A 22,280-nucleotide genomic window follows, 5' to 3' on the forward strand; every position below is an offset into this window, starting at 1 on the left:
CCATCGACCATCATGGAAATTGACATTCGCACGTTGGTGAGCCGGCTCGATCCGGCATGTAAGCACGCCATGGAGCTGGCGGCGCAGTTGTGCGTGCGGCAGACTCACTACAACGTCGACGTCGAGCATTTCCTGCTGCAACTGCTCGAATCCGACGCGCCCGATCTGAAGGCCATTCTCGAGCACTTCGAAGTCGCCGCCGCCGATGTCTGCGCGCAGCTTCAAAAAGCCGTCGACCAGTTCAAGCGCGGTAACGGCCGTACGCCCGCGCTGTCGCCGAATTTTTCGCGTCTATTTCAAGAGGCTTGGCTGCTCAGTTCGATGCTGCTCGGGCAGCAACAGATTCGCTCTGGCACGATTCTGCTGGCGTTGCTCGAGATCGACAGCCTGCGCGGCTTGCTGATCGATTCCGCGCCCTCGCTGCTCAAGATTCCGCGCGCGACGCTGCGCGAATCGTTGCCGGCCGTGCTCGCCGGTTCCAACGAAGACGGTGGGCCGGCCGCGGCGCCGAGCAACGGCGCTGCCGGCGCGGCGGGTTCGTCTTCGGGACAAGCGCCGCTGCCGGCGATGCCGTCGGCGGCTGGGTCGAGCGGCGGGTCGGCGCTCGCGCAGTACACGGTCGATCTCACCGCGTTGGCCCGGGAGGGGGCGATCGATCCGATCTGCGGGCGCGACCTCGAGATTCGTCAATTGATCGACGTGCTGCTGCGGCGGCGTCAGAACAATCCCATCCTCACCGGCGAGGCCGGCGTCGGCAAGACCGCCGTCGTGGAGGGGTTCGCTCAGCGCATCGTACAAGGCCAAGTGCCGCCCGCATTGACGAACGTCACCGTGCGCTCGCTCGATCTCGCGCTGCTGCAGGCCGGCGCGGGCGTGAAGGGCGAGTTCGAGAATCGGCTCAAATCGGTCATCGCGGAGGTCAAGGCGTCGCCGGTCCCCGTGATTCTTTTCATCGACGAAGCGCACCAACTGATCGGCGCGGGCGGCAGCGAGGGCCAGGGCGATGCGGCCAACCTGCTCAAGCCGGCGCTTGCGCGCGGCGAGTTGCGCACGATCGCGGCCACCACGTGGGCCGAGTACAAGAAGTACGTGGAGCGCGATCCGGCGCTCGCGCGCCGCTTCCAGGTGGTCAAGGTGGACGAGCCCAGCGAGGCGGTCGCGATCGAAATGCTGCGCGGCATGGTGGCGAAGCTCGCACACCATCACGGCGTCGAGATTCTCGACGAAGCGGTGCGCGACGCGGTCAAGCTCTCGCATCGTTACATATCGGGCCGCCAGTTGCCGGACAAGGCGATCAGCGTACTCGACACGGCCTGCGCGCGCGTTGCGATCGGTCAAAGCGGGGTCCCGGAAGACATCGAAGCGCTCGGCCGCTCGCTCGAATCCGGTCAAAACCAATTGCGCATTTTGCGTCACGAGGCCGCGACGGGCGCCGATCATGCCGATGCGATCGCCGCACTGACGCGGCAGCTCGACGAGCAGCGTGCGAAGCATGCGCGGCTGACCGACAAGCTTGCGACCGAGCAGCGCGCCGTGGAAGAGATTCTCGCGTGGCGCAGCAAGATCGCCCGGCAAGTGGATGCGCACGAGCCGGCCGAAGAGGGTGAGGACGCGCCGTCGCTGCTGGCCAACCTCGGCCGCCTCGAGAAGGGTTTGGAGGCCGTGCAGAACGACGAGCCGATGGTGCCGGTGTACGTCGATTCGGAGATGGTCGCCGAGGTGATCTCGGGTTGGACCGGCATCCCCGTCGGCCGCATGCTGGCCGACGAGCTGCATACGGTGCTCTATCTTCACGACAAGCTCGCCGAGCGCGTCGTCGGTCAAGACGAGGCGCTCGACGCCATCGCGCGGCGCGTGCGCACGTTCCGGGCGGATCTCGACGATCCCGGCAAGCCCGTCGGCGTGTTTCTGCTGGTGGGTCCGAGCGGCGTGGGCAAGACCGAGACGGCGGCCGCGCTCGCGGATACGCTCTACGGCGGCGAGCGCAACATGATCACGGTCAACATGTCGGAGTTCCAAGAGGCGCATAGCGTCTCGGGGCTCAAGGGCGCGCCGCCGGGCTATGTCGGCTATGGGCGCGGCGGGGTGCTGACCGAAGCGGTGCGGCGTCGTCCGTACAGCGTCGTGCTGCTCGACGAGATGGAGAAGGCGCATCCGGACGTGCTCGAGCTGTTCTTCCAGGTATTCGACAAAGGGGTGATGGAGGACGGCGAAGGCGTGCCGATCGACTTCAAGAACACGCTGATCCTGCTGACGTCGAACGCCGCTCAGGAAGTCATTACCGAGGCGAGCCAGGGGGGACGCCGGCCGCCGCCCGAGGAGTTGATCGAGCGGCTGAGGCCTGCGCTGCTGCGTCAGTTCAGCCCGGCGTTCCTCGGCCGGCTCGCGCTCGTGCCGTATTACCACCTCGGCGATGCGCAGATCGCGGCGATCGTGAATCTGAAGCTCGACCGGCTCGCCGAGCGCTTCGCGCGCAACCATCATGCCCAAATGACGTGGGACGATGACTTCGCGCGCGTCATTACCGAGCGCTGCAAGGAAGTCGACAGCGGTGCGCGCAACGTGGATCACATCCTCACGCACATCGTGCTGCCCGAGCTTGCGCGCGAGGTGCTCGAGCGGATTTCGGTGGCCGAGTCGTTCGATGCCGTGCATCTCTCGTTCACGCCAGCCGGCGGCCTCGCGTTCAGCTTCACGACGCGCGACGGAGCCTGACATGCAGCAAGCCACGACGGTCCAAGCAGGCAGCTTTCTTTCGGTGAGTACGCCCTTCGGTGCGGACGTGCTGCTGCTCGAGGGCTTCTCGGGTCGCGAGGCGATCTCCGAGCCGTTCCATTTCGAGCTGCGCATGCGCTCGACCAACACCGCGTTGTCGGCGGCATCGATCGTCGGCCAAAGCGCGACCGTGACGATACAGACGCAAAGCGGAGCGGTACGCTACTTCAACGGTATCGTCACCCGCTTCGCGCAAGTCGGCGCGGACGCGACGTACGGGTACTATTCGGCGGCGCTGGCGCCGCGCTTGTGGCTCGCCACGCTCGGCAGCGACCGTGTGATTTATCAGAATCTGAGCGTACTCGCTATCGTCCAGCAGGTGCTGTCCAATCTCAACGTCACCGTGAAGCAAAGCACGACGGGCACTTACGCGGTACGTGAGTACTGTGTGCAGTACGACGAGAGCCCGTTCAATTTCATCTCGCGGCTGATGGAAGAAGAGGGCATCTTCTACTTCTTCACGTTCGCCAACGGCAGCCATACGATGGTGCTCGCGGACAGCCCGTCCGCGCACGAGCCGGGCGCCAATGCCTCGCCGCTCTGGTTTTCGAGCGATTCGGTGACGCACAGCGCGTCGGAGCGCGTGAGCGGGTTCGAACTGATCACGGGACTGACCGAGCGCACGCACATCGTGGCCGATTACGACTACACGTCGGCCGCGGTGTCCACGGCCACTTCGACGGCATCGGGCGGCGTGACCAACGGTACGCGCTACACGTTTCCGGGGCGCTATGCGCAGGCATCGGACAGCACCCGTACCGCGGACTTGCGGCTCGCGGCGCAGCAGCTCGGCCAGCAATCCGGCCGCGGCGTGAGCGCCTGCTATTCGCTCGCCGCCGGCGCGAGCTTCACGCTCGGCGGCCATCCCAACAGCGCGCTGAATGCGAGCTACGTCGTGCGGAGCGTCGAGCACAGCGCGAGCAACGATATCTACAGCAACGAATTCACGGTGTTTCCTTCGTCGGTGCCGTTTCGGCCGCCGCTCGTCGCGCCGCGGCCCGTCGTCGCCGGCAACCATACGGCGACCGTGACCGGCTCCTCGGGGGAAGAGATTTGGACGGATGCGTATGGGCGCATCAAGGTCAAGTTCCATTGGGACCGTACGAGTACCGCCGACGAGAACAGCTCATGCTGGGTACGCGTCGCGCAAACCATCGCGGGCAACGGGTGGGGCCACGTCTTCTTGCCGCGCGTCGGACAAGAGGTGATCGTGAGCTACGTCGACGGCGATCCCGACCGTCCGCTCGTGACCGGCAGTGTATACAACCAGTCGAGCACGCTCCCGTACGCGCTGCCGTCGATGCAGACGCGCAGCACGATCATGTCGCGTTCGTCCAAGGGCGGCACGGCCGGCAACGAGATCCGCATGGAGGACAAGACCGGCAGCGAGGAGTTGTACGTGCATGCCCAGAAGGACATGACCGTCGCGATCGAGAATGCGCTTTCGACCACCGTGACCGGCGGCAACGAGACTCACACGATTTCGAAGGGCGATCGGACCGTCGATGTGCAGACGGGCAAGGAAACGCATACGGTCAAAGGCACGCGCTCGCTCACTGTGACCGGAGACGAAACGCATACCAACAGCGCGAAATTCACGCACAACGTGACGGGAGACTATACGCTCAAGGTGAGCGGCAATTTGACGATCGACGTCACGGGTTCTATTACATTGAAGTCGGGCACGTCCTTGGCCATCCAGGCCGGTACGTCGCTGTCCAGTCAGGCGGGTACCACGCTCGAGAACAAGGCCGGCACGACGCTCACGGACCAGGGGCTGGAGGTGCAGATCAAGGCGTCGGCAACCGGCACGATCGACGGCGGCGGAATGCTGGCCCTGAAGGGCGGCCTCGTGAAGATCAATTGACATTGCCGCCCACCTGCCGAGACCGCCATGCCCGATCCGAAGCCTACGAGTTCACCGCCTTCCCCGGCCGCGCTGCCGGCGGCGGATGTGCGCGAGGTGGTCGAGCAGCGTGCCGAGAACGGCGCCGTGATCGCACGTACCTCGTTGCTGAACGGCGTGCCGCACGGCCCGATGACGCGCTGCACGCCGGACGGCAAGCCCACGTTCGATGCGCACTATGCGCATGGGGCCTTGTCCGGGCCGCTGCGTGCGTTCGATCCGCCGGGCGTGCCTGTGAAAGAGGCGCACTACGTGGACGGCAAGGAGCATGGCGTGACGACGCTGTATCAGGAAGGCCGCGTGGCGGCGCGGCAGCGGTACGTGGCGGGGATTCTGCAGGGCGAGAGCGTGTCGTATGCGCCGTCGGGGCAAGTGACGTCGCGTCTTCACTATCAGGCCGGGAAGCTCGAGGGCGAGGGGGTCTATTTATACGAAGGCGTCGTCGTGCGCCGTGCACGCTATCGCGCGGGTGCGCTCGAGGGCGAAACGCGCGAGTTCGCCGCGGACGGCACTTTGGTTCAGAGCCTGCCCTATCACGCCGGCTTGTTGCACGGGACCGCACGGCGCTTCGATCCGGACGGCGGGGTGAGCGCGGAGCGCCGCTACGTGAGCGGCAAGCCGCAAGAGGCGTGGCGCAATGTCGACGCGCCCCTTGCCGGCGCGGCGAGCGGGCTGCCGAAGGTAGTCGCGAACTTCGAAAAATGGGTGAAGGGCTGACGATGGGCATTCAGGTCACCATGGGCACTACGCTGCAATGCAGCTTCGGCGCAGCGCCTTCGTCGCTGGTCGTGCTGCCGACCGCGGGCGTCCTGTCGGGCGCACCGGCCGCGACCATCATGGACAACGTGCCGCTCCTCAACGTCATGCCGTTCGGCGTGTGCAACTGCCCGGCGAACCCGATGGTTGCGGCCGCTACCGCGGCGGCGCTGGGCGTGCTGACGCCGATGCCGTGCATACCGGCCACGGCCGCGCCGTGGGCGCCGGGTTCGCCGACCGTGTTGATCGGCGGCCAGCCGGCGCTGCAAAACAGCTCGAAATTGATGTGCAACTGGGGCGGCGTGATCCAGGTCGTCGCGCCCGCACAATTCACCACTATGGTTCCCTGAGGACGATCTTCCGATGCCCTATGTTTTTTCCTTGACTGCACGAATGGCGACGATCGCGGCGAGCTGCGTTCTGCTGCTGTGCGTGCTGCTGTTCCTGCTCGGCGTCGAGATCGGCGCGCGCTATGCCGCGCCCGCGCCCACGACCGCCGCGCCCGGCGGTCCGACCGTCAGCGAACGCGCTCCCGCGCCGGCGAGTTCGGACGCTGCCGCGTCCGCTGTCCCGGCTTCCACCGCTTCTTGAAACTGCAAACGGTAATCGCTATGCCTACGCTTCAAATTTCGGGTTCCGCGCCGCATAGGCGCCACGTTGCGGCGATCTCGCTGCGCGGTCTTGCCGGCCGCGTGGCGGGCGTTCTTGCCATGAGCCTCGCGCTTTTCGCCGGAGCGGGTGTCGCGCACGCGGCCCGTCCGGCAGCGCCTGCGCCTGCCCCGGCGCTCGCGTCGTCGTCGACTGCCGGCGCGCCGCTTCCCTTGACGTCGACGGGCCTCGTGCAAATGCCCGACGGACGCTTGCTCGCACCCGAATTCGCCCGCATCGAAAGCCGGGGCGAACTCGTGGTTGCCATGCTGGGCGTCGATCAGCCGCCGTTCTTCGAAACGCGTAACGGCCGCCTGATGGGCATCGACGTCGACATCGCCAACGAACTCGCCGCGAAACTCGGCGTCACGGTGCGCTTCAATCGCGACGCGAAGACCTTCGACGGCGTGGTGCGTCTGCTCGCGAACGGCGATGCCGATCTGGCGATCAGCAAGCTGTCGCGAACGCTGCCGCGCGCGGAGCTCATCAGCTTCAGCACGCCGTATATCAGCCTGCATCGCGCACTGCTGCTCAATCGCATGAACTTCGCACAGATCGCGCGCGGGCGCACGGCACCGGATGTGATCCGCTCCTATGACAGCACGATCGGCGTGGTGATGAACTCCTCGTACTCGGAGTATGTCCGTACCAACTTCCCGAATGCGAAGGTCCGACCCTATCCGAGCTGGGAGGCACTGCTCGGCGCGCTCGATAAAGGCGAGGTGACGGCCGCGTATCGCGACGAATTCGAGGTCAAGCACGTGCTTAAAAGCGATCCCACGGCGTCGCTGAGGCTGCGCGTCGTGACGCTCGACGATCTCGACGACCCGATCGCGATCGGCGTCAACGTGTCCTCGCCCGCGTTGCTCGCCTTCGTCAATCAATTCCTGGCGGAGCGCAGCAAGAAGATCGACGTGAACACGCTGCTGCAGGCAACAGACAAGTAAGAAAGAAAGCGCATTTCGGAGACCGGATGATGAATACCAAAAAGCTTTACGCCTTTGCCGTGAACCCGTGGGTGGTGATCGGCAGCCTCGCGCTCGGCAGCGCGTTCGGATTGTTGGTTCCCCTGTTGGCGCAAAAGCTCGACGTGATCGGCGATCTTTACGTCAACTTGCTGAAGATGACGACGCTGCCGTTCATGGTGTCGGCCGTCATATTCAGCCTGCAGCGTTTGTTTCGCGACGGCGGCACGTCGCGCCTGCTGCTGCGCGTGGTGGTCGTGATTCTCGGTGCGTCGGCGACGGTCGCGGTGGTCGGCGCCATCGTGTTGCTGACGATGCGGCCCGGTGCCAATCTCTCGACTGCGACGATGCATACGTTCGGCGCGATGGTCGGTAGCGACGCCACGGGCTCGAACGAAACCGTGATGAGCCTGTACGGAACGGACACCGTGCAGAAAACCGTCGGTTTGACCGACATGCTCAAGAGCCTCGTGCCGAGCAATATTTTCGCGGCGCTCGCGAGCGGCGACGCCCTCAAGGCGCTGGTGTTCGCGCTGCTGTTCGGCCTTGCCGTCGGCCGCGTGCCGGAACGCATTTCGGTCGGGCTCAGTCAGGCGCTCGAGACGGTCTACTATGCTTGCCAGAAGCTGATGCACTGGCTCAGCTATCCGCTGCCGCTGATTCTGTTCTGCATGAGCGCGGCACAGCTAGGCAAGTCCGGCGTCGGCCCGCTGCACGCGATGTTGCAGTTCGTCATCGCGTTCTTCGTCGTCGCGGTGTTGCTGGTCGTGCTCGCGGGCACGATCATCTGGAAGCGCTCGTCCAATTCGCTCGGCAGCACGCTCGAGGCGCTGCGCGCCCCGTTCGCGCTTGCACTCGCGACGCGCAACAGCGCGGCCTGCATGCCCAGCATGATCGAAAGCCTGGTCGACCGCCTGGGCTTCGCCCGCTCGCGCGTCGAGCTGATGGTGCCGCTGACGGTGTCGCTGCTGCGCGTCGGGCCGATGGTGTACTACGTCTGCGCCACCCTGTTCATCGCGCAGCTCTATGGGCGGCATCTCGGCGTACCCGAGGTCAGCACCGTTTTGCTCGCGTCGGTGCTTGCGGGCTTCGCGTCGGCCGGCATGACCGGCCTCGTGACGGTGTCGCTGATCGGCATGACCTGCGTCTACCTGAGCCTGCCCTTCGAGGCGGCGTTCATTCTCTTTTTGGCAGTCGATCCGCTGTGCGACATGTTGCGCACGCTGATCCTCGTCATCGGCAATACGGCGGCCGTGTCGATCATTTGCCCCCGGCCGCTCAAGCTCTAGGACTTCCGCCATGGCGCTGATAGGCATCCTGGGCGGCATGGGGCCGCTTGCCACCGTCGATTTCATGGAGCGGCTGATCGCGTTGACGTGCTCGGCCGGCGCGTCGCGCGACCAGCAGCATTTGCCGTTGCTGGTCGCGCATCTGCCGCATATTCCCGACCGTTCGGAGGCGTTGCTCGGGACCGGCGAAAACCCGTTGCCGGCGCTGTTGAGCGGTATCGACATGCTGAACCGCAACGAGGTGGAGCTGATCGTCATTCCGTGCAACTCGGCGCATCACTGGTACGACGCGATGCGTGCGAAGAGTCGCGCGCCGATCATCCACATCGCCGAGGCGAGCGTCGCGGCGCTGCCTCCCGGCGTGCGGCGCGTAGCAGCCCTGGCGACGGGCGGCACGTTTCATTCCGGGCTGTATCAGCGGATACTCGCCGCGCGCGGGTTCGAATCCGTCGAACCCGATGCCGCGACGCAGCGGCACATCGACGCCTGCATTCGCGAGGTCAAGGCCGGCGAGATCGAAGCATCGACAGGGCACCTCGCGGCCGCGCTCGATTGGCTCGTCGACCAGGGGGCGCAAGCGGCGGTCTTGGGCTGCACCGAGCTGCCGCTTGCCGCGCGGCCGATGAAAGCGCCGTCGATCCCGATGATCGACAGCACGCTCGAACTCGCGCGCGCGACGGTATCCTACGGTCTCTCGCGCGGCTGGAACCGGGCCCTATGAACACGCTCAGGCAACTGCCCAATTCCGCGCTCGTGCTGCTGCTGTGCGTGCTGCTCGGCAGCCTCGCCGGCGTCTTCGCGGAGCCGCTCGGCGCGGCCGCCTACGCGGTCGGTCAGATCTACATCACGATCGTCAACATGGCTGCCGTGCCATTGCTCGTGGTGGCGATGTTCTTCGGACTGCGCCAGCTCATGGGCTTGCCGCGGCCCGGCCTGCGAATCGGCACGATGCTGATGCTGGCGATCGCGGTCGTCGCGCTGTGCGCGTTCGCCGGCACGCTGGCCGGCGTGGTGGCGGCGCCGGGGCTGCACTTGTCGGACGCCGCGCATGCCGAGCTCGGCCGGCTGGTCCTGAGTAGCGGCGGCAACGCGGGCGAGGTGCGCATGCAGTTGTTCGAGCAAGGCGCGCAAGCCGCGGCCGAGCGGGCATTCGCGCTGACCGACGTCGTGCCCGACAACTTTTTCAGCGCGCTCGCGAGCGGTCGAGCGCTTGGTATCCTGACCTGCACGATTTTCTTCGGCATGGCGTTCGCCGCGCTGTCGAGCGAGCAGACGAAGGTACTCAACGGGATCTTCGAAAGCATCTACCGCGCGCTCGAAACGCTCATCGACTACGCGAACCTGCTGCTGCCGGTGCTCGTGTTCGGCACGGCGGCCCATTTGGTCGCCCACACGCCGCGCGAGGTTCTTTCGGCAATGAGCGGATTCATTTGGGTCTTCCTCGTCTCGGCGGCCGGATTGTCGTGCATCGCGCTGGCCGCCATCGCCGTGCGCACGCGCGTTTCGTTCGGCCGGGCCGTCGCCTGCTTGCGCGCGCCCATGCTGGTCGGCTTCACATCGGGCACGGCGACGGCGGCGATTCCGCATACGATCGAGGCGATGAGCGCCAAGCTCGGCTTTAGCCGCGGCGTCGCTGAACTCGTCGTGCCGTTCGGCGCAGTATTCTTGCGCGCCGGCTCCGCGCTTTATTTCGCGCTCGCCGCGTCGTTCGTGGCGAATTTGTACGGGCACTCCCTAGATATCGGCGATTGTGTAATGATCGCTGCCGCCGCTACCGCGGCCGCTTTCGCGTCGGCCGGACGCAACGGCGTGGGCGGCATCGCCGCCGCGGGGATCGCTTTGTCGCTGCTTCGGCTGCCGGTGGAGGCAGCCTTGGTGCTGTTCGTCGCGATCGATCTGATCTGCGACGGGCCGCGCAATCTGCTGAGCCTGCTGTCCACGTGCACGGTCGTGGCATTGGTGTCGGCGGGTCTGCCGGCCGATCGGACCGCCGCGTCGCCGCAGCCGAAGCCGCTGTACGGCGAATCGGCAATGGTGCGCCTCGCGTTTACGCGGGCGCAGCTCGCGCTGGTAGCGGGCTGCGCGCTCGTGGCGGCTTCTTTGATCGTAATCATGGGTATAGGAGTGGGAGCAAGATGACCGATTGTCGACGCTCTGCGGGACGGCCTCTCTTCGTACGCGGCAGCACACCGCTCGATGCGGATGCGCGCCCGCGCGGGACGAGGTCCGCGGTGCGCGGCGAGACGGCGCGCATCCGGCGGTGCGCCGTCGGACTCATGGCCGTGCTGTGCTTCGTGGGACTCGCCGGATGTTCGATGCTGTTTCCGTCGGGCGACAAAGTGAAGTGGGACGAGCTGACGCTCGCGGCCAGCGACCAGGCGAACAACGACAGTCCCGTTGCGGTCGACGTCGTGTTCGTGACGGACAAGGCCATGCTTGCGCGGATCGCCGAGCTGCCCGCGTCCAAATGGTTTGACGTCCGCACCGATCTGACCGGCACGTTTCCGGATTCGCTCCACTATCAGAGCTGGGAGCTCGTGCCCGGCCAGCGGCTCGTGGTGCCGGGAGACAAGCTGCGGGGGCCGCGCGTGGCAGGCGTCTTCGTGTTCGCGGACTACCCGGGGCCGGGTGCGCATCGCGTACGAGTCGAACGATTCAACGGCCGGCTCGTCGTGCAGCTCGGCGACAACGCATTTTCCGTTTCGAGTGTGAAATGACAGAACTTCGCTGTTCTTCCGATTCCCGACGTGCCGCACCGCTGCGCGGTCGGGCCGTTGCGCGTGGTGCGAGGTGCCGCCATGCCGCCTGATCGTCTGATCCCTGTCGTCGACCGCGTCGAGTGGTTCGAGGGCATGCTGTTGGCGCCGCAGCATTTCCAGCTCCTCGGCGCGCGCGTCGACTCCCTCGTCGCATGGCAGAGCCTGACCGCCGCCCCGTTTAGCTGGGGCGTGCGGCGTCTCGTGTTCGACGAGGGGTTGCTGGCGGACAACTCCGTGCGCGTGCTTGCGCTGGAGGCGATCATGCCGGACGGCACGGCGGTGTCCTACTCGGCCGAATTCGCTCAGCACGGCCGGCTGGAACTTTCGCTCGCGCCGTTCGCGGAAAAGCTCGCCACGTCCGCGCTTGCGCTCTATCTGACGTTGCCCGTCGTATCGTCGATGCGCGGCGGCGGCGACACCGAGATACGCCGGTTTCGCTCGGTGCCGGGCGAACCGGTCGAGGACGACACCTCGGCGGCGCCGCCGGCCGACATTCCCCGCCTCGTGCCGAATCTCGCGCTCGAGGCGGGCGACGTGCCGTCCGCGCGTTTCGTCTCGCTGTGCCTCGGCACCGTCTACAAGGACAACGAAGTCGTGAAGTTCGGGGATCGGCAGCCTCCGCTGCTCGAGATCGCACGCGACAACCCGCTTTGGATCGAAGTTGCCGGGCTGCTCGGCCAGGTGCGCGGCAAGGCCGCATTCGTCGCGCGCCAAACGGCCATTCCCTCGTCGAAGGCAGACGACCGGCTGACGCAACTCGAACTGAAGGACAGGCTGCGCAGCCTGCTCTCGGCGCTGCCGCTCGCCGAAGCGGTATTGCGCACGCCGCATCTGCACCCGCTTGCGCTCTATCATGCGCTCGCGGCAATGCACGGCTCGCTCTCGATGCTCGCGCCGGGCGGCATGTCGCCCGTGCCGCCGGATTACGACCATGCCGATCCGCTTGCCGTATTCACGCCGCTTCTGCGTTCGTTGCGCGAGGCGATCGCGGAGGTCAGCGAAGGGTATCGCGAGCGCAAGTTCCGCTACGGCAACGACACGTTCGATATCGCCCTGCAAGCGCAGTGGCTGGAAGGGCGGCTCGTGATCGGCCTGCGCGGCCAATCGGATCGCGATCTGCTCGCCTGGATGGACGGCGCGGTGATCGGTTCCGAATCGATCTATCCGTCGCTGCGAAGCCGGCGTGTGCTGGGTGCGGCGCGCCGTACGGTGGAATATGCCGAGGAGCTCGGTATCCGGTCGGGCTCCGGCTATCTGCTGTTCGAGGTCGAAGCCGATCCCGTGCTGGTGCTGGCGGGCGACGCGCTCGTCATCAGCAATCCGAGCGAAGGGGCGAGCGCGCAGCGGCCCCAGGAAATGCTGTTGTTCACGAAAGACTGACGGTCGATACCAATGGCACGCACACGTATTGAAACCGAAGAGAGCGACCTGGCGATGGAGCAGTTTCGCGCGTTCCTCGACGAACTCGTCAAGGCGCAAAGGCGTTTCTCCGAAGCATCCGAGACCGACGCGGAGCAGGCCGCCCAAGGCATGTCGCGGCATCTGTTGAACGTGCTCGAGATTCAGACGCTGCAATCGCGCCGCGACAGCACGCGCTTCGACATCGAGAACGTCGCCGACGCACGCTATCTCAAAGCCGTGCTCGCCGATGAATTGCTGCTCAACACGCAGTGGGCGGGCCGCGAGCGATGGACCGCCTACTTGCTCGAATCGACGCTGTTTCGCACCAACATCGCGGGCGATCTCATCTTTAAAAAGATCGAGGAATTGCTGTCGGACCGCGAACCGTCGCGCCGCGAGATCGGGCGTCTCTACCTGTTCGCGCTCGCGATGGGTTTCCAGGGGCGCTTTCGCGGCGCGGGCGAGCAAGCCGATGCGCGTCTTCGCAGCTATCGCGAGGAGCTGTACGAATTCATTTATCAGCGCCGCGCCGATTTGGGCGGCCGTGATCGCGTGGTGACCGAGTCCGCTTACACGAATACGCTTTCCCACATTGCGCCGCGCAAGCTGCCGAGCGTGAGCCGTTGGAGTGTGATGGCGCTGCTCGCGGTGGTTGCGTTGCTCGCAATATCGGAAATTCTATGGCTGTGGCAATCCTGGCCGGTTCGTCAGGCCTTGCACGGCGATACCGTCGTGGGAGTGAGTTCATGAGCGCCATGCATCGTTTGTCCATTGCGGGGGCGGCGCTATGCTGACGAGTAACCTGTTCCTGTTGTCGGTCGCCGTTCTGATCGTCGTCGTGCTCGTGGTGCTTGGGGCCGTCGTCTGGATCGCGGCGCACAGCGCGCAGAGCAAGCCGGCCGCCGAGCGCAAGATCGTCCGGTTGCGCGCCGATTCGCTGCGCAACTCGTTTCGCCAGGCCGTCGAGTTGATCGAAGGCAACATCGCCTCGCGCGGCGAGCGCTACAACATTCCGTGGGTCATCGTCCTCAACGAGGGCGACGATCCGCGGCCGCTGCCGATCGCCCAGGCGGGCGTCGCCAGCGTGTTGAGCTCGGAGGCGGCGAATCCGACCGCGATACAGGGCATTTCGTGGCACTTCTTCGATCGCGGCATCGCCATCGACATCAAGGCCGCGTATCTCGGCTCGCCCGATGACGAGAGCGACGAGAAGCCTTGGGACGAATTCCTGAGCCTGTGCCGCAACTACCGTCCGCAGCGGCCGTTCGACTCCGTCGTGGTGACGGTTCCGGCGTCCATGCTGCTCGCCGAGCATCCCGACGCGCGGCTCGAGATCGAGCGCCATGCGAAGCTCGCGCATCGCCGGCTATGGCTCGCGCAGAACCGCTTTGCGATGCGCTTCGCGGTGTACGTCGTCGTGACCGGTTGCGAGGATCTGCCCGGCTTCGCCGCGTTCGCGCGGGCGCTGCCCGAGGCGCTGCGGGCGAGCATGCTGGGGTGGTCCTCGCCGTTCGATTTGTCCACCACCTATCAGTCGAGCTGGGTCGACACCGCGATGGGCAGCATCGAGAGTGCCGTGTCCGATGCGAGCGCGGAACTCTTCACACTCGATACGGGGATGCTCGACGTGCAAGGCTGCCTGTTGCTGCCGGCCCGCATCGATGCGATCCGGTCGCAGTTGCAGCTCTATGTCGACGAGTTGATGCGGCCGAGTGCCTATCACGAGCCGTTCTTCTTCCGAGGGATCTATCTGACCGGCGATAGCGGCGAGCTCGCGCAGCGCGGCGAAGGCCGACAGGATGCGGGCGAGGCGGCGGTGCTCGATTCGCCCGATGCCTACGATCCGTACGGCGAGCGTGCCGAGCCTAGCTTCGCGTCCGAGGCGGGCGCCGACCCGAGCGGCGCCGATGCCGAGCATGGCGCCGAGGAGGGCAGCCGGGCGCTCAACGATCTGATTCTGCAGCCGGCCTTCTTGCGCGACCTGTTCGAGAAGAAGATCTTCCTCGAATACGGGCTGACGCGGCCGTCGCGCTCGCAGCACCTCACGCGGCCCGTGATGCACCGGGCGGTGCGCTGGGGCGGGATCGTATTGCTGGGCGGCTGGACGATCGGTCTCGCGGGTGCCACGCTGGCGCTGAGCCATCGCAATCCGCGGCTCGTCGCCGCACTGAACGAACTGCACGCCGACGCGCAGGAGCGCGACGCGGCGGTGCGCGGCGGGGAGTCGCTGCCGTCGAATTGGTATCGCAGCAAGACGCTGGCGCTGATCGGCATGAACGACCAGCATATCGGCACGCTCTGGACCGTCTTCATGCCCGGCTCGTGGAGTGTCGTCGACGATCTGAACGAGCGCGTGCGGGCTCGCTTCGAACGCGAATTCGGCGAGATCGCACTCACCGCGCTCGAGCGGGAGATGCTCGCGCATGTGAGCGGGATGACCGGCGTGGCGAGCGATCCGAGCACCGGACAACTGATTGTCGGAGACGATTGCGCCGCCCCTGCGCTTGGCGGCGATGCATCGGTCGTCAACAGTTTGGCCGTCGAGGATTTGCCCGCGATGCATGCGATGCAGCGCTATGTCACCTCGGTCGGCCAGCTCGAGGCCGCGCTTCAGGCCATGCAGCGTTTGCAACGGCCGTCGCCCGACAATGAAGAGGCGCTCAGGCTCGTGGTGCGCTATGCGTTCGGCACGGAGCTGCAGGGCAACGTGGCCGGCAGCCTGCGGTACTTCTATCGCGATGCTTCGCGCAGCGGCGACGCGTATGCGGCGGACGGCACGGGCGGTTTGAACTTGCCGGTGATTCGTCAGGCGGTGCGCTGTACGTTCGACAAGGGCGCGCAGCAGCTCGACGCGCAAATGTTTACGGCCAATCCGCTACTCGCGGCCGAGCGCGGGGTAACGGCGCAGCTCGATGCGCTGTCGGTCGGCAGCGTCGGCCTGGGCGATTTCGCGCAGACGAGCGGCAGCTACCGCGCGGTCGTCGCCGGCATCGACACGCAGCAAGATCTGCTCGCGGCGGGCAAAGCGGGCTGGATGCACCAGACGCAGTTCAATCCCGGCCCCGTATGGGAGCGCACGTTCGTCCAAGCCGCGCAGGATCGGCTGCTCGGAGCGGATCTCGTCGCGCGTCTGCACGATCGTTCCGCCACGGCGTTTCAGGTATTCGCCAGCGAAATGGCGCAGCGCTTCGGCGGCCCCGACGGGGGCATCGTCTGGGTCGACAAAGACGCGCGTTACGTCGTGTCGCCCGCGCGGCTCGCCTTGCGCGACGACTTGGCGAAGCTATTGTCGCAGCCGTTCATGGTGGCGCCGCGCAACCTGCCGCTGCCATCCGTGCCGGACGGCTCGATCGTCACGTGGGACCGGACGCAGCTCGATCAGGCCATCGCGCTGGGCGACGAACGCAAGCACTATCTCGCCGATGGCCTAACTACACTGCCCGACGCGCTTCGGCCTGCCATCCAGCAGGCGCTCGATGCGCAGTTTGCGCGCCTCGTCCTCGACCAAGTCGCGTCGGCGGCGACGGTGTCGCCCGCGGACGGCGATCCGACCAGCACGGCGTTCGACGCCGCGCGCACCCGGCTCGTGAAGATCCGCGGCGCGCTCGCGGAAATGGGTGCCAATGCGCAGGCGGCCGATCTCGACACGCTCGTCTCGAGCGACGCCATGCAGCACCTTCGCCTCGTCGACAACGCGCTCGTGCAATCGGACCTTTACGCCACGCGGCTGGGCGGCGGGGGCTCGGGTAGCGCGAAGCCGGTGCTCGCGGCATTCGGCGTCAACGACGCAGCCGCGCTCAACGTCTATCTCGAACAGCAGGCACTGCGCGCGCTCACGCTCGGCAAGGAAGCGAAGACGTATTTGGCGGCGCTCGATGCCGCCGATGCCAACTCGCCGCTCGCACAGCGTTGGCAGGCGATCGACACGGATCTCGACCGCTACCAACTCAAGAACCCGAACAGCGGCTTGTTGATGCTCGAGCAGTTCCTGCAGACGGTCGCGGCCGACCCGAACGCGAGCGATTGCGTCGATCGATTCCCACCGCGCCCGGCCGGCGTGGGGGGCGATTATTTCACGACGCTGCACATGCGCTTGTACGACAGCCTGCTCGCACGCTGCGGCTCGACCTATGCCGATGCGTTGCGCGGCGAGTGGGACGGCTTCGCCTCGGTGTTCAACCAAAGCGTGGCCTACCGGCGCCCGTTCGCCGGCCCATTGCGGCCCGCGCGGTTGAACGATGCCGATGCGACGCCGGTCGATTACGGCGAACTCGGCGTGGCGCTCAAGCGCTACGAGCAGGTCGCGACCTCGCTTCGTTCGGCGAGCGGCCCCGGCTCGCATGCCATTCGTGCGGACGCGGTACGACAGTTCGTCGAACAATTCGACACGGTCGATGCGCTGCTTGCGCCGCTTTATCCGGCGGCTGACGGCACGACGGCCGGCTACGACGTGAGCGTGGATTTTCGTGCCGACCGTACGGCGGAGGTAGCCGGCAATCAATTGATCGACTGGACGGTCCGAATCGGCGATCAAAGCGTGTCGATGCAAGATGCGCCGCATTCGTTGCACTGGGAATACGGCATGCCCGTCTCGCTCGTGTTGCGCTTCGCGAAGAATTCGCCGCTCGCCGCGAAGAACGATCCGGCACAGCGCAGCTACTCGACCGACGGACACACGCTGACGTGGCAATTCGCCGATCCTTGGGCGCTGATCACGTTCATCTCTGAGCAGCGCGTTGCCGACACGACGGTTCGGGCGGGCACCGGCACGTCGCTTCTGCGATTCGAATTTCCGCTCGATACGGCCACCGTTGCCGACGCGGCGCTCGTATCGAAGCATCCGCTCGGTCGCGTCTACATGCGCGTGAGGCTGACGCCGGGCGGCAAGAAGATTCCGCTGTCCTGGCCGACCAGCTTTCCGACTCATGCGCCGAATTGGAGCACGCTATGAATCCGTCCGATCTGATCGAATCCGAATTGTGCTTCGTGGTCGATCTGGAGCCGCTGCTCAAGCCGTTGCCCGAGGGTGACGGCGTGGGCGTGCCGCTGCGCGCGGACCCCATTTGGCAGCAGATTCGCGACGCGCAACGCGAGGACGATGCGTCGTTGCCGATGGGCGAGTGGGAGCGGCCGCTGGTCAAAGCCGACTGGCGCCGGGTCGCATCCCTGAGTGCCGAGGCGCTGAGTTCGCGGAGCAAGGACTTCCATCTCGCCGTCTGGTTGTGCGAGGCATGGACGCATCAGTATCGGCTCGAGGGCCTGACGGCGGGGCTACGGTTGCTGATCGAATTCGGCGAGCGGTTCTGGGATCGCGCCTACCCGCAGATCGACGGAGAAGACACGGACGCGCGCACCGCGCCCTTGCATTGGCTCGCGCGCAGGCTCGAGGTCGTGCTCAAGCTGCACGTGCCGTTGATGGGCCTGAGCGTCGAGCCGGGTTTCGTGAATCTCGACGACTGGCAACGCGTTGTCGTGGCCTCGCTGCAAGACGAAGGATCGCCCACGCATCTGCCGCGAGAAATGCTCGACCGCGAAGCGGCGCAAGGCGCCAATCTCGCCTTGCTGCGACAACTCGAGCACAGCGCCGCCGCGGCGCTTGCCGCGACCGAAGATCTGTCGGGCCGTCTCGACGAGCGATTGAACGGCGATGCGCCGAGCTTTACGCGCGTGAAGTCGACGCTGGGAGAGTTGCAGCGGGCGGCGCGCGCACTGCGCGGCACGCATGCGCTGGAAGAGGAAGCACGTCTCGCGGCCTCGCAGGTCCAAACGGAAGAAGTCCAAGCGAGCGAGCACGACGATACGCGAATGGAGGTCGACATGCAGCCCATACAGCTACCCATCGCACGCGAGCAAATCGCCGATCGCGCGCATGCGTATCGGCTTCTCGAAGACATCGCCCGGTATCTCGCCGAGCACGAGCCTCACAGCCCGACGCCTTATCTGCTCGCGCGCGCCGTGAGTTGGGGCCGCATGCCGCTGCCCGAGTTGATGCGCGACATCGTCAGCCAGGAAGGCGATCTCGGGCGATACATGGCCATGCTCGGCGTCGAGCCGTAACGCTAATCGCCAGAGCCCGAAACAGCGGGCCCGACCGGCATCGACAACCGTTTCGGAGAACTAAGTATTTCACGCGCTTGCTGTTAATCGCTGCATCGCTCGATAGTCTTGCAGCAAGCGTGCCTTCTTCTTCTCCGCGGCAAGGAGGTTGCGTTCCTTGACATGACCGAACCCGCGGATCTCGTCCGGCAGGCCGGCTAGCTGCAGGGCAACCTCGTACCGATCGGCATCGAGCGTCGCGCACAATTCGCCGACGAGCGCAACGTAATCGACGATCAACTGCCGCTCACTGCGACGCTCGGTGGTTTTGCCGAACACATCGAACGCCGTGCCGCGCAGCCCCTTCATGCGCGCGAGCATGCGCAAAGCCGGCAGTACCCACGGGCCAAAACGCTTCTTCTGCAGGTGGCCGCGCTCATCGCGCTTCGCGAGTAAGGGCGGTGCGAGGTAGAAGTTCAGTTTGTAATCGCGTCCGGGTTCGCCTTCGAATTGCTCGCGCAGCTTTTGCAGATAAGCGGGCTCGGCATAAAGGCGGGCAACTTCGTATTCGTCCTTATAAGCCATCAGCTTGGCCAGATTCGTAGCGATCGCGCGCGTGAGCGGCAGCGTGGCATCGACGGCGATTTGGCTCTCCTTCGCGCGGATTCGATCGATCACGTCGCGATAACGCCGCGCATAGGCCGCGTTTTGATAATCGGTCAGCCGTGCTTCTCGCGCTGTGATGAGCGCCTCCAGCGATTCGGGTACGACCGCCGGTTTCGCGACCGAAGATTCAACGAAGGCCGCAACGGCAGCTTCTCCATGATGGGCGACATACCGCCCCCAATCGAATGCCTGTCGATTTTTTTCGATCGCTACGCCGTTGAGCTCGATGGCGCGCGATAGGCTTGCCAGTTCGAGCGGCAGCCAGCCCTTCTGCCATGCGAAGCCCAGCAGCAGCGGGTTGCTGTAGATCGTGTCGCCAAGCAGTGCCAGCGCGAGCGCATTGGCGTCGATGAACGCGCAGGCATCGCCGATGCCATCGCGAAGCTGCGATTGAGTCTGTGCGCCCGGAAAGCGCCAATTCGGGTTTTGGACGAAATCCGCGGTTGGTGTTGAGCCGCCGTTGATCGCGGCGAACGTCAAGCCGCGCTGCGTGCGCGAGAGCACATCGCTCGACGCCGACACGATCGCATCGCAGCCGATGACGAGCCGCGCTTCGCCGGTCGCGATACGCGTCGCGTAAAGCGTATCGGGCGAGGCGGCAAGTTGCACGTGGCTCAGCACGGCGCCGCCTTTTTGTGCGAGCCCGGCCATATCGAGCACGGTCACGCCTTTGCGTTCGAGATGCGCGGCCATGCCGATCAAGCCGCCGATCGTCACGACGCCCGTGCCGCCGACGCCCGTGACGAGAATGCCGTAGGGCCGCGAGAGCGCAGGTAGCGACGGCGACGGCAACGCGTCGAAGTCGACCTTGCTTGCGCGCAAACCTGCATCGCGCGCGCCCGCGCTCTTGCGAAGCTGCGCGCCTTCGGCCGTTACGAAGCTCGGACAAAAGCCCTTCACGCAAGAGAAATCCTTGTTGCACGAAGACTGATTGATCTTGCGCTTGGTGCCTAGCGGCGTATCGAGCGGTTCGACGGACAGGCAGTTCGATTGCACCGAGCAATCGCCGCAGCCCTCGCAAACGGCATCGTTGATGAACGCTCTGCGTGCCGGATCGGGATAGGTGCCGCGCTTGCGACGGCGCCGCTTCTCCGTCGCGCAGGTTTGGTCGTAGATTAGCACCGTCGTGCCGGATAGCTCGCGCAACTCGCGCTGCATGGCGTCGAGCCGATCGCGATGGTGAACGTCGACGCCTGCCGGCAGGACGATGCCCGAGCCGTATTTCTCAGGCTCGTCCGTGACGATGACGATGCGCTTCGCGCCTTCGGCGTGCACCTGATGCGCGATCTGCGGCACGGTCAGCACGCCGTCGATGGGCTGACCGCCCGTCATGGCCACCGCGTCGTTATAGAGGATCTTGTACGTGACGTTTGCATTCGCGGCGATCGCCGCCCGGATCGCGAGCAGGCCCGAGTGGAAGTAGGTGCCGTCGCCGAGATTGACGAACACGTGCTTATCGCCGGAGAAATGCATTTGCCCGAGCCACGCCACGCCTTCGCCGCCCATCTGGCTGAACGTTTCGGTTTTGCGGTCCATCCACATCGACATGTAATGGCAGCCGATCCCAGCCAGCGCGCGCGAGCCCTCGGGTACGTTCGTCGACGTGTTATGCGGGCAGCCCGAGCAGAACCACGGCTTGCGCTCGACGCTCACGCGCGGCTTCGCCGCCTCGCGTTCCTTGGCCTCGACGATCGCAACGCGTGCGAGCATCCGCGCGCGCACGTCCTCGGGCAAATCGGCGCGCGCGAGACGCCGCGCAATGGCCTTCGCGATCAAGGCAGGCGAGAGTTCGTAGTGCGCCGGCAACAACCAATCGCCGCGCGGCACCGACCACTCGCCGCCCGCGTTGTCGCGCTCATCGAACTTGCCGTAGATGTTCGGGCGAACGTCCTCGCGCCAGTTGTACAACTCCTCTTTCAGCGCGTATTCGAGAATCTGCCGTTTCTCTTCGACGACGAGAATTTCTTCGAGCCCTGTCGCGAACGCGCGTGCATCCTGGGCGTCCAGCGGCCAAACGCAACCCACTTTCAGCACCCGCAGGCCGATCCGCGCGCATGTTTCGTCATCGAGGCCGAGATCGCTGAGCGCCTGACGCACGTCGAGATAGGCCTTGCCCGCGGTCATGATGCCGAAGCGAGGTGTCGGCGAATCGATGACGATACGGTTGAGCTTATTGGCGCGGACATAGGCCAGCGCCGCGTACCATTTCTCGTCGAGCAGCCGCGCTTCCTGCGCGAGGGGCGCATCGGGCCATCGAATGTTGAGCCGGCCGGCCGGCAGGATAGGGTCGGGCGGTATGACGATCTCGAGACGATCCGGATCGAGATCGATCGATGCGCTCGATTCGATCACGTCGGTCACGCACTTCATTGCCACCCACAGCCCCGAGTAGCGGCTCATCGCCCAGCCGTGCAGCCCATAGTCGAGATATTCCTGCACGTTCGCGGGGTACAGCACGGGAATGCCCGCCGCGATGAACGCATGCTCCGATTGGTGTGCGACGGAAGACGATTTGGCCGCGTGATCGTCGCCCGCCAGCACGAGTACGCCGCCGCGCGCATCGCTGCCGGCGGAATTGGCGTGCTTGAAGACGTCGCCGGTTCGGTCGACGCCGGGGCCCTTGCCGTACCACATGCCGAACACGCCGTCGCGCGTCGCGCCCGGCCACAGATTGATTTGCTGCGTGCCCCATACGGATGTGGCGGCCAGATCTTCGTTGACGCCCGGCTGAAACACGATGTCGTGCGCCTGCAGGTGTTTCTTGGCTTTCCACAGCGATTGATCGAGCGCACCGAGCGGCGAGCCGCGATAGCCCGAAATGAACCCGGCCGTGTTCAACCCGGCCTTCCGATCGCGCGCCTTTTGCAGCATCGGCAGCCGCACCAGGGCTTGCGTTCCGCTGATATAGACGCGACCTCGCTCGAGCGTGTATTTGTCGTCGAGCGTGACGGTTGCGGTGTCGGCGTGCATCGATAGGTCGGAAGAAATAGCGTGATCGGGCGCGTTCATGGTGGGGTTGTCTCCGAATATCTCGACTTTCCTGGCGAGTTCCGGACGAGTATAGGAAGCGCGATTGCTA

At 65.6% G+C, this 22,280-nt stretch carries 15 protein-coding genes; 14 read left to right on the forward strand and 1 reads right to left on the reverse strand.

Annotated features, from left to right (window positions below; genetic code table 11):
- Positions 1–12 precede the first annotated feature (12 nt).
- The 14 genes from tssH to tssA all read left to right on the forward strand — a co-directional run bounded on the left by tssH (position 13) and on the right by tssA (position 18,556).
- Positions 13–2,715, forward strand: coding sequence for a type VI secretion system ATPase TssH (gene tssH, locus J3485_RS20595; protein WP_206956181.1), 2,703 nt, complete (start codon positions 13–15; stop codon positions 2,713–2,715).
- A gap of 1 nt (position 2,716) precedes the next feature.
- Positions 2,717–4,642 (forward strand): type VI secretion system Vgr family protein, encoded by a 1,926-nt coding sequence (locus J3485_RS20600; RefSeq protein ID WP_206956182.1) that lies wholly within the window; start codon positions 2,717–2,719, stop codon positions 4,640–4,642.
- Between the two features lie 27 nt (positions 4,643–4,669).
- Positions 4,670–5,398, forward strand: coding sequence for a toxin-antitoxin system YwqK family antitoxin (locus J3485_RS20605; RefSeq protein WP_242538871.1), 729 nt, complete (start codon positions 4,670–4,672; stop codon positions 5,396–5,398).
- A 2-nt stretch (positions 5,399–5,400) separates the two neighbouring features.
- The gene (locus J3485_RS20610) at positions 5,401–5,787 is read left to right on the forward strand and encodes a DUF4280 domain-containing protein (RefSeq protein ID WP_206958233.1); all 387 of its coding nucleotides are present in this window, start codon (positions 5,401–5,403) and stop codon (positions 5,785–5,787) included.
- 43 nt (positions 5,788–5,830) lie between these two features.
- Positions 5,831–6,028: a hypothetical protein gene (locus J3485_RS20615; protein WP_309477063.1), complete on the forward strand. Its 198-nt coding sequence runs from the start codon at positions 5,831–5,833 to the stop codon at positions 6,026–6,028.
- Between the two features lie 20 nt (positions 6,029–6,048).
- A complete protein-coding gene (locus tag J3485_RS20620) occupies positions 6,049–7,032 on the forward strand; it encodes a substrate-binding periplasmic protein (protein WP_206956184.1) in 984 nt (327 codons plus the stop codon).
- Between the two features lie 29 nt (positions 7,033–7,061).
- On the forward strand, positions 7,062–8,339 hold the full coding sequence (locus J3485_RS20625; protein ID WP_206956185.1) for a dicarboxylate/amino acid:cation symporter: 1,278 nt from the start codon (positions 7,062–7,064) through the stop codon (positions 8,337–8,339).
- Between the two features lie 10 nt (positions 8,340–8,349).
- On the forward strand, positions 8,350–9,060 hold the full coding sequence (gene cuyB / locus J3485_RS20630; RefSeq protein ID WP_206956186.1) for a cysteate racemase: 711 nt from the start codon (positions 8,350–8,352) through the stop codon (positions 9,058–9,060).
- Positions 9,057–10,478: a dicarboxylate/amino acid:cation symporter gene (locus J3485_RS20635; RefSeq protein WP_206956187.1), complete on the forward strand. Its 1,422-nt coding sequence runs from the start codon at positions 9,057–9,059 to the stop codon at positions 10,476–10,478. The genes cuyB and J3485_RS20635 overlap by 4 nt, the downstream gene beginning before the upstream one ends.
- A 92-nt stretch (positions 10,479–10,570) precedes the next feature.
- On the forward strand, positions 10,571–11,056 hold the full coding sequence (locus J3485_RS20640; protein ID WP_309477064.1) for a hypothetical protein: 486 nt from the start codon (positions 10,571–10,573) through the stop codon (positions 11,054–11,056).
- Between the two features lie 81 nt (positions 11,057–11,137).
- Complete coding sequence (tssK, locus tag J3485_RS20645) at positions 11,138–12,478, forward strand: type VI secretion system baseplate subunit TssK (RefSeq protein ID WP_206956188.1); 1,341 nt, start codon at positions 11,138–11,140, stop codon at positions 12,476–12,478.
- 12 nt (positions 12,479–12,490) lie between these two features.
- Complete coding sequence (locus J3485_RS20650; protein WP_206956189.1) at positions 12,491–13,249, forward strand: DotU family type IV/VI secretion system protein; 759 nt, start codon at positions 12,491–12,493, stop codon at positions 13,247–13,249.
- A 37-nt stretch (positions 13,250–13,286) separates the two neighbouring features.
- Positions 13,287–17,450: a type VI secretion system protein gene (locus J3485_RS20655; RefSeq protein ID WP_206956190.1), complete on the forward strand. Its 4,164-nt coding sequence runs from the start codon at positions 13,287–13,289 to the stop codon at positions 17,448–17,450.
- Positions 17,447–18,556 carry a type VI secretion system protein TssA gene (gene tssA, locus J3485_RS20660; protein WP_206956191.1) on the forward strand — a complete coding sequence of 370 codons (1,110 nt, stop codon included), beginning with the start codon at positions 17,447–17,449 and terminating at the stop codon, positions 18,554–18,556. The genes J3485_RS20655 and tssA overlap by 4 nt, the downstream gene beginning before the upstream one ends.
- Before the next feature lie 69 nt (positions 18,557–18,625).
- Here tssA and J3485_RS20665 read toward each other — a convergent pair whose 3' ends face one another.
- Entirely contained in the window at positions 18,626–22,210 is a 3,585-nt protein-coding gene (locus tag J3485_RS20665; protein ID WP_206956192.1) for an indolepyruvate ferredoxin oxidoreductase family protein, read from the reverse strand.
- Between the last annotated feature and the right edge of the window lie 70 nt (positions 22,211–22,280).

The sequence above is a fragment of the Trinickia acidisoli genome, assembly GCF_017315725.1.
Lineage (GTDB): Bacteria > Pseudomonadota > Gammaproteobacteria > Burkholderiales > Burkholderiaceae > Trinickia > Trinickia acidisoli.

What these genes read in the sequence shown, in the direction of transcription:
- J3485_RS20610 (WP_206958233.1), top strand. Translation starts at nt 5,401, where the DNA reads ATGGGCATTCAGGTCACCATGGGCACTACGCTGCAATGCAGCTTCGGC.
- J3485_RS20665 (WP_206956192.1), bottom strand. Translation starts at nt 22,210, where the DNA reads ATGAACGCGCCCGATCACGCTATTTCTTCCGACCTATCGATGCACGCC.
- J3485_RS20625 (WP_206956185.1), top strand. Translation starts at nt 7,062, where the DNA reads ATGAATACCAAAAAGCTTTACGCCTTTGCCGTGAACCCGTGGGTGGTG.
- tssA (WP_206956191.1), top strand. Translation starts at nt 17,447, where the DNA reads ATGAATCCGTCCGATCTGATCGAATCCGAATTGTGCTTCGTGGTCGAT.
- J3485_RS20615 (WP_309477063.1), top strand. Translation starts at nt 5,831, where the DNA reads ATGGCGACGATCGCGGCGAGCTGCGTTCTGCTGCTGTGCGTGCTGCTG.
- J3485_RS20655 (WP_206956190.1), top strand. Translation starts at nt 13,287, where the DNA reads ATGCTGACGAGTAACCTGTTCCTGTTGTCGGTCGCCGTTCTGATCGTC.
- J3485_RS20635 (WP_206956187.1), top strand. Translation starts at nt 9,057, where the DNA reads ATGAACACGCTCAGGCAACTGCCCAATTCCGCGCTCGTGCTGCTGCTG.
- J3485_RS20600 (WP_206956182.1), top strand. Translation starts at nt 2,717, where the DNA reads ATGCAGCAAGCCACGACGGTCCAAGCAGGCAGCTTTCTTTCGGTGAGT.
- tssK (WP_206956188.1), top strand. Translation starts at nt 11,138, where the DNA reads ATGCCGCCTGATCGTCTGATCCCTGTCGTCGACCGCGTCGAGTGGTTC.
- cuyB (WP_206956186.1), top strand. Translation starts at nt 8,350, where the DNA reads ATGGCGCTGATAGGCATCCTGGGCGGCATGGGGCCGCTTGCCACCGTC.
- tssH (WP_206956181.1), top strand. Translation starts at nt 13, where the DNA reads ATGGAAATTGACATTCGCACGTTGGTGAGCCGGCTCGATCCGGCATGT.
- J3485_RS20605 (WP_242538871.1), top strand. Translation starts at nt 4,670, where the DNA reads ATGCCCGATCCGAAGCCTACGAGTTCACCGCCTTCCCCGGCCGCGCTG.
- J3485_RS20620 (WP_206956184.1), top strand. Translation starts at nt 6,049, where the DNA reads ATGCCTACGCTTCAAATTTCGGGTTCCGCGCCGCATAGGCGCCACGTT.
- J3485_RS20650 (WP_206956189.1), top strand. Translation starts at nt 12,491, where the DNA reads ATGGCACGCACACGTATTGAAACCGAAGAGAGCGACCTGGCGATGGAG.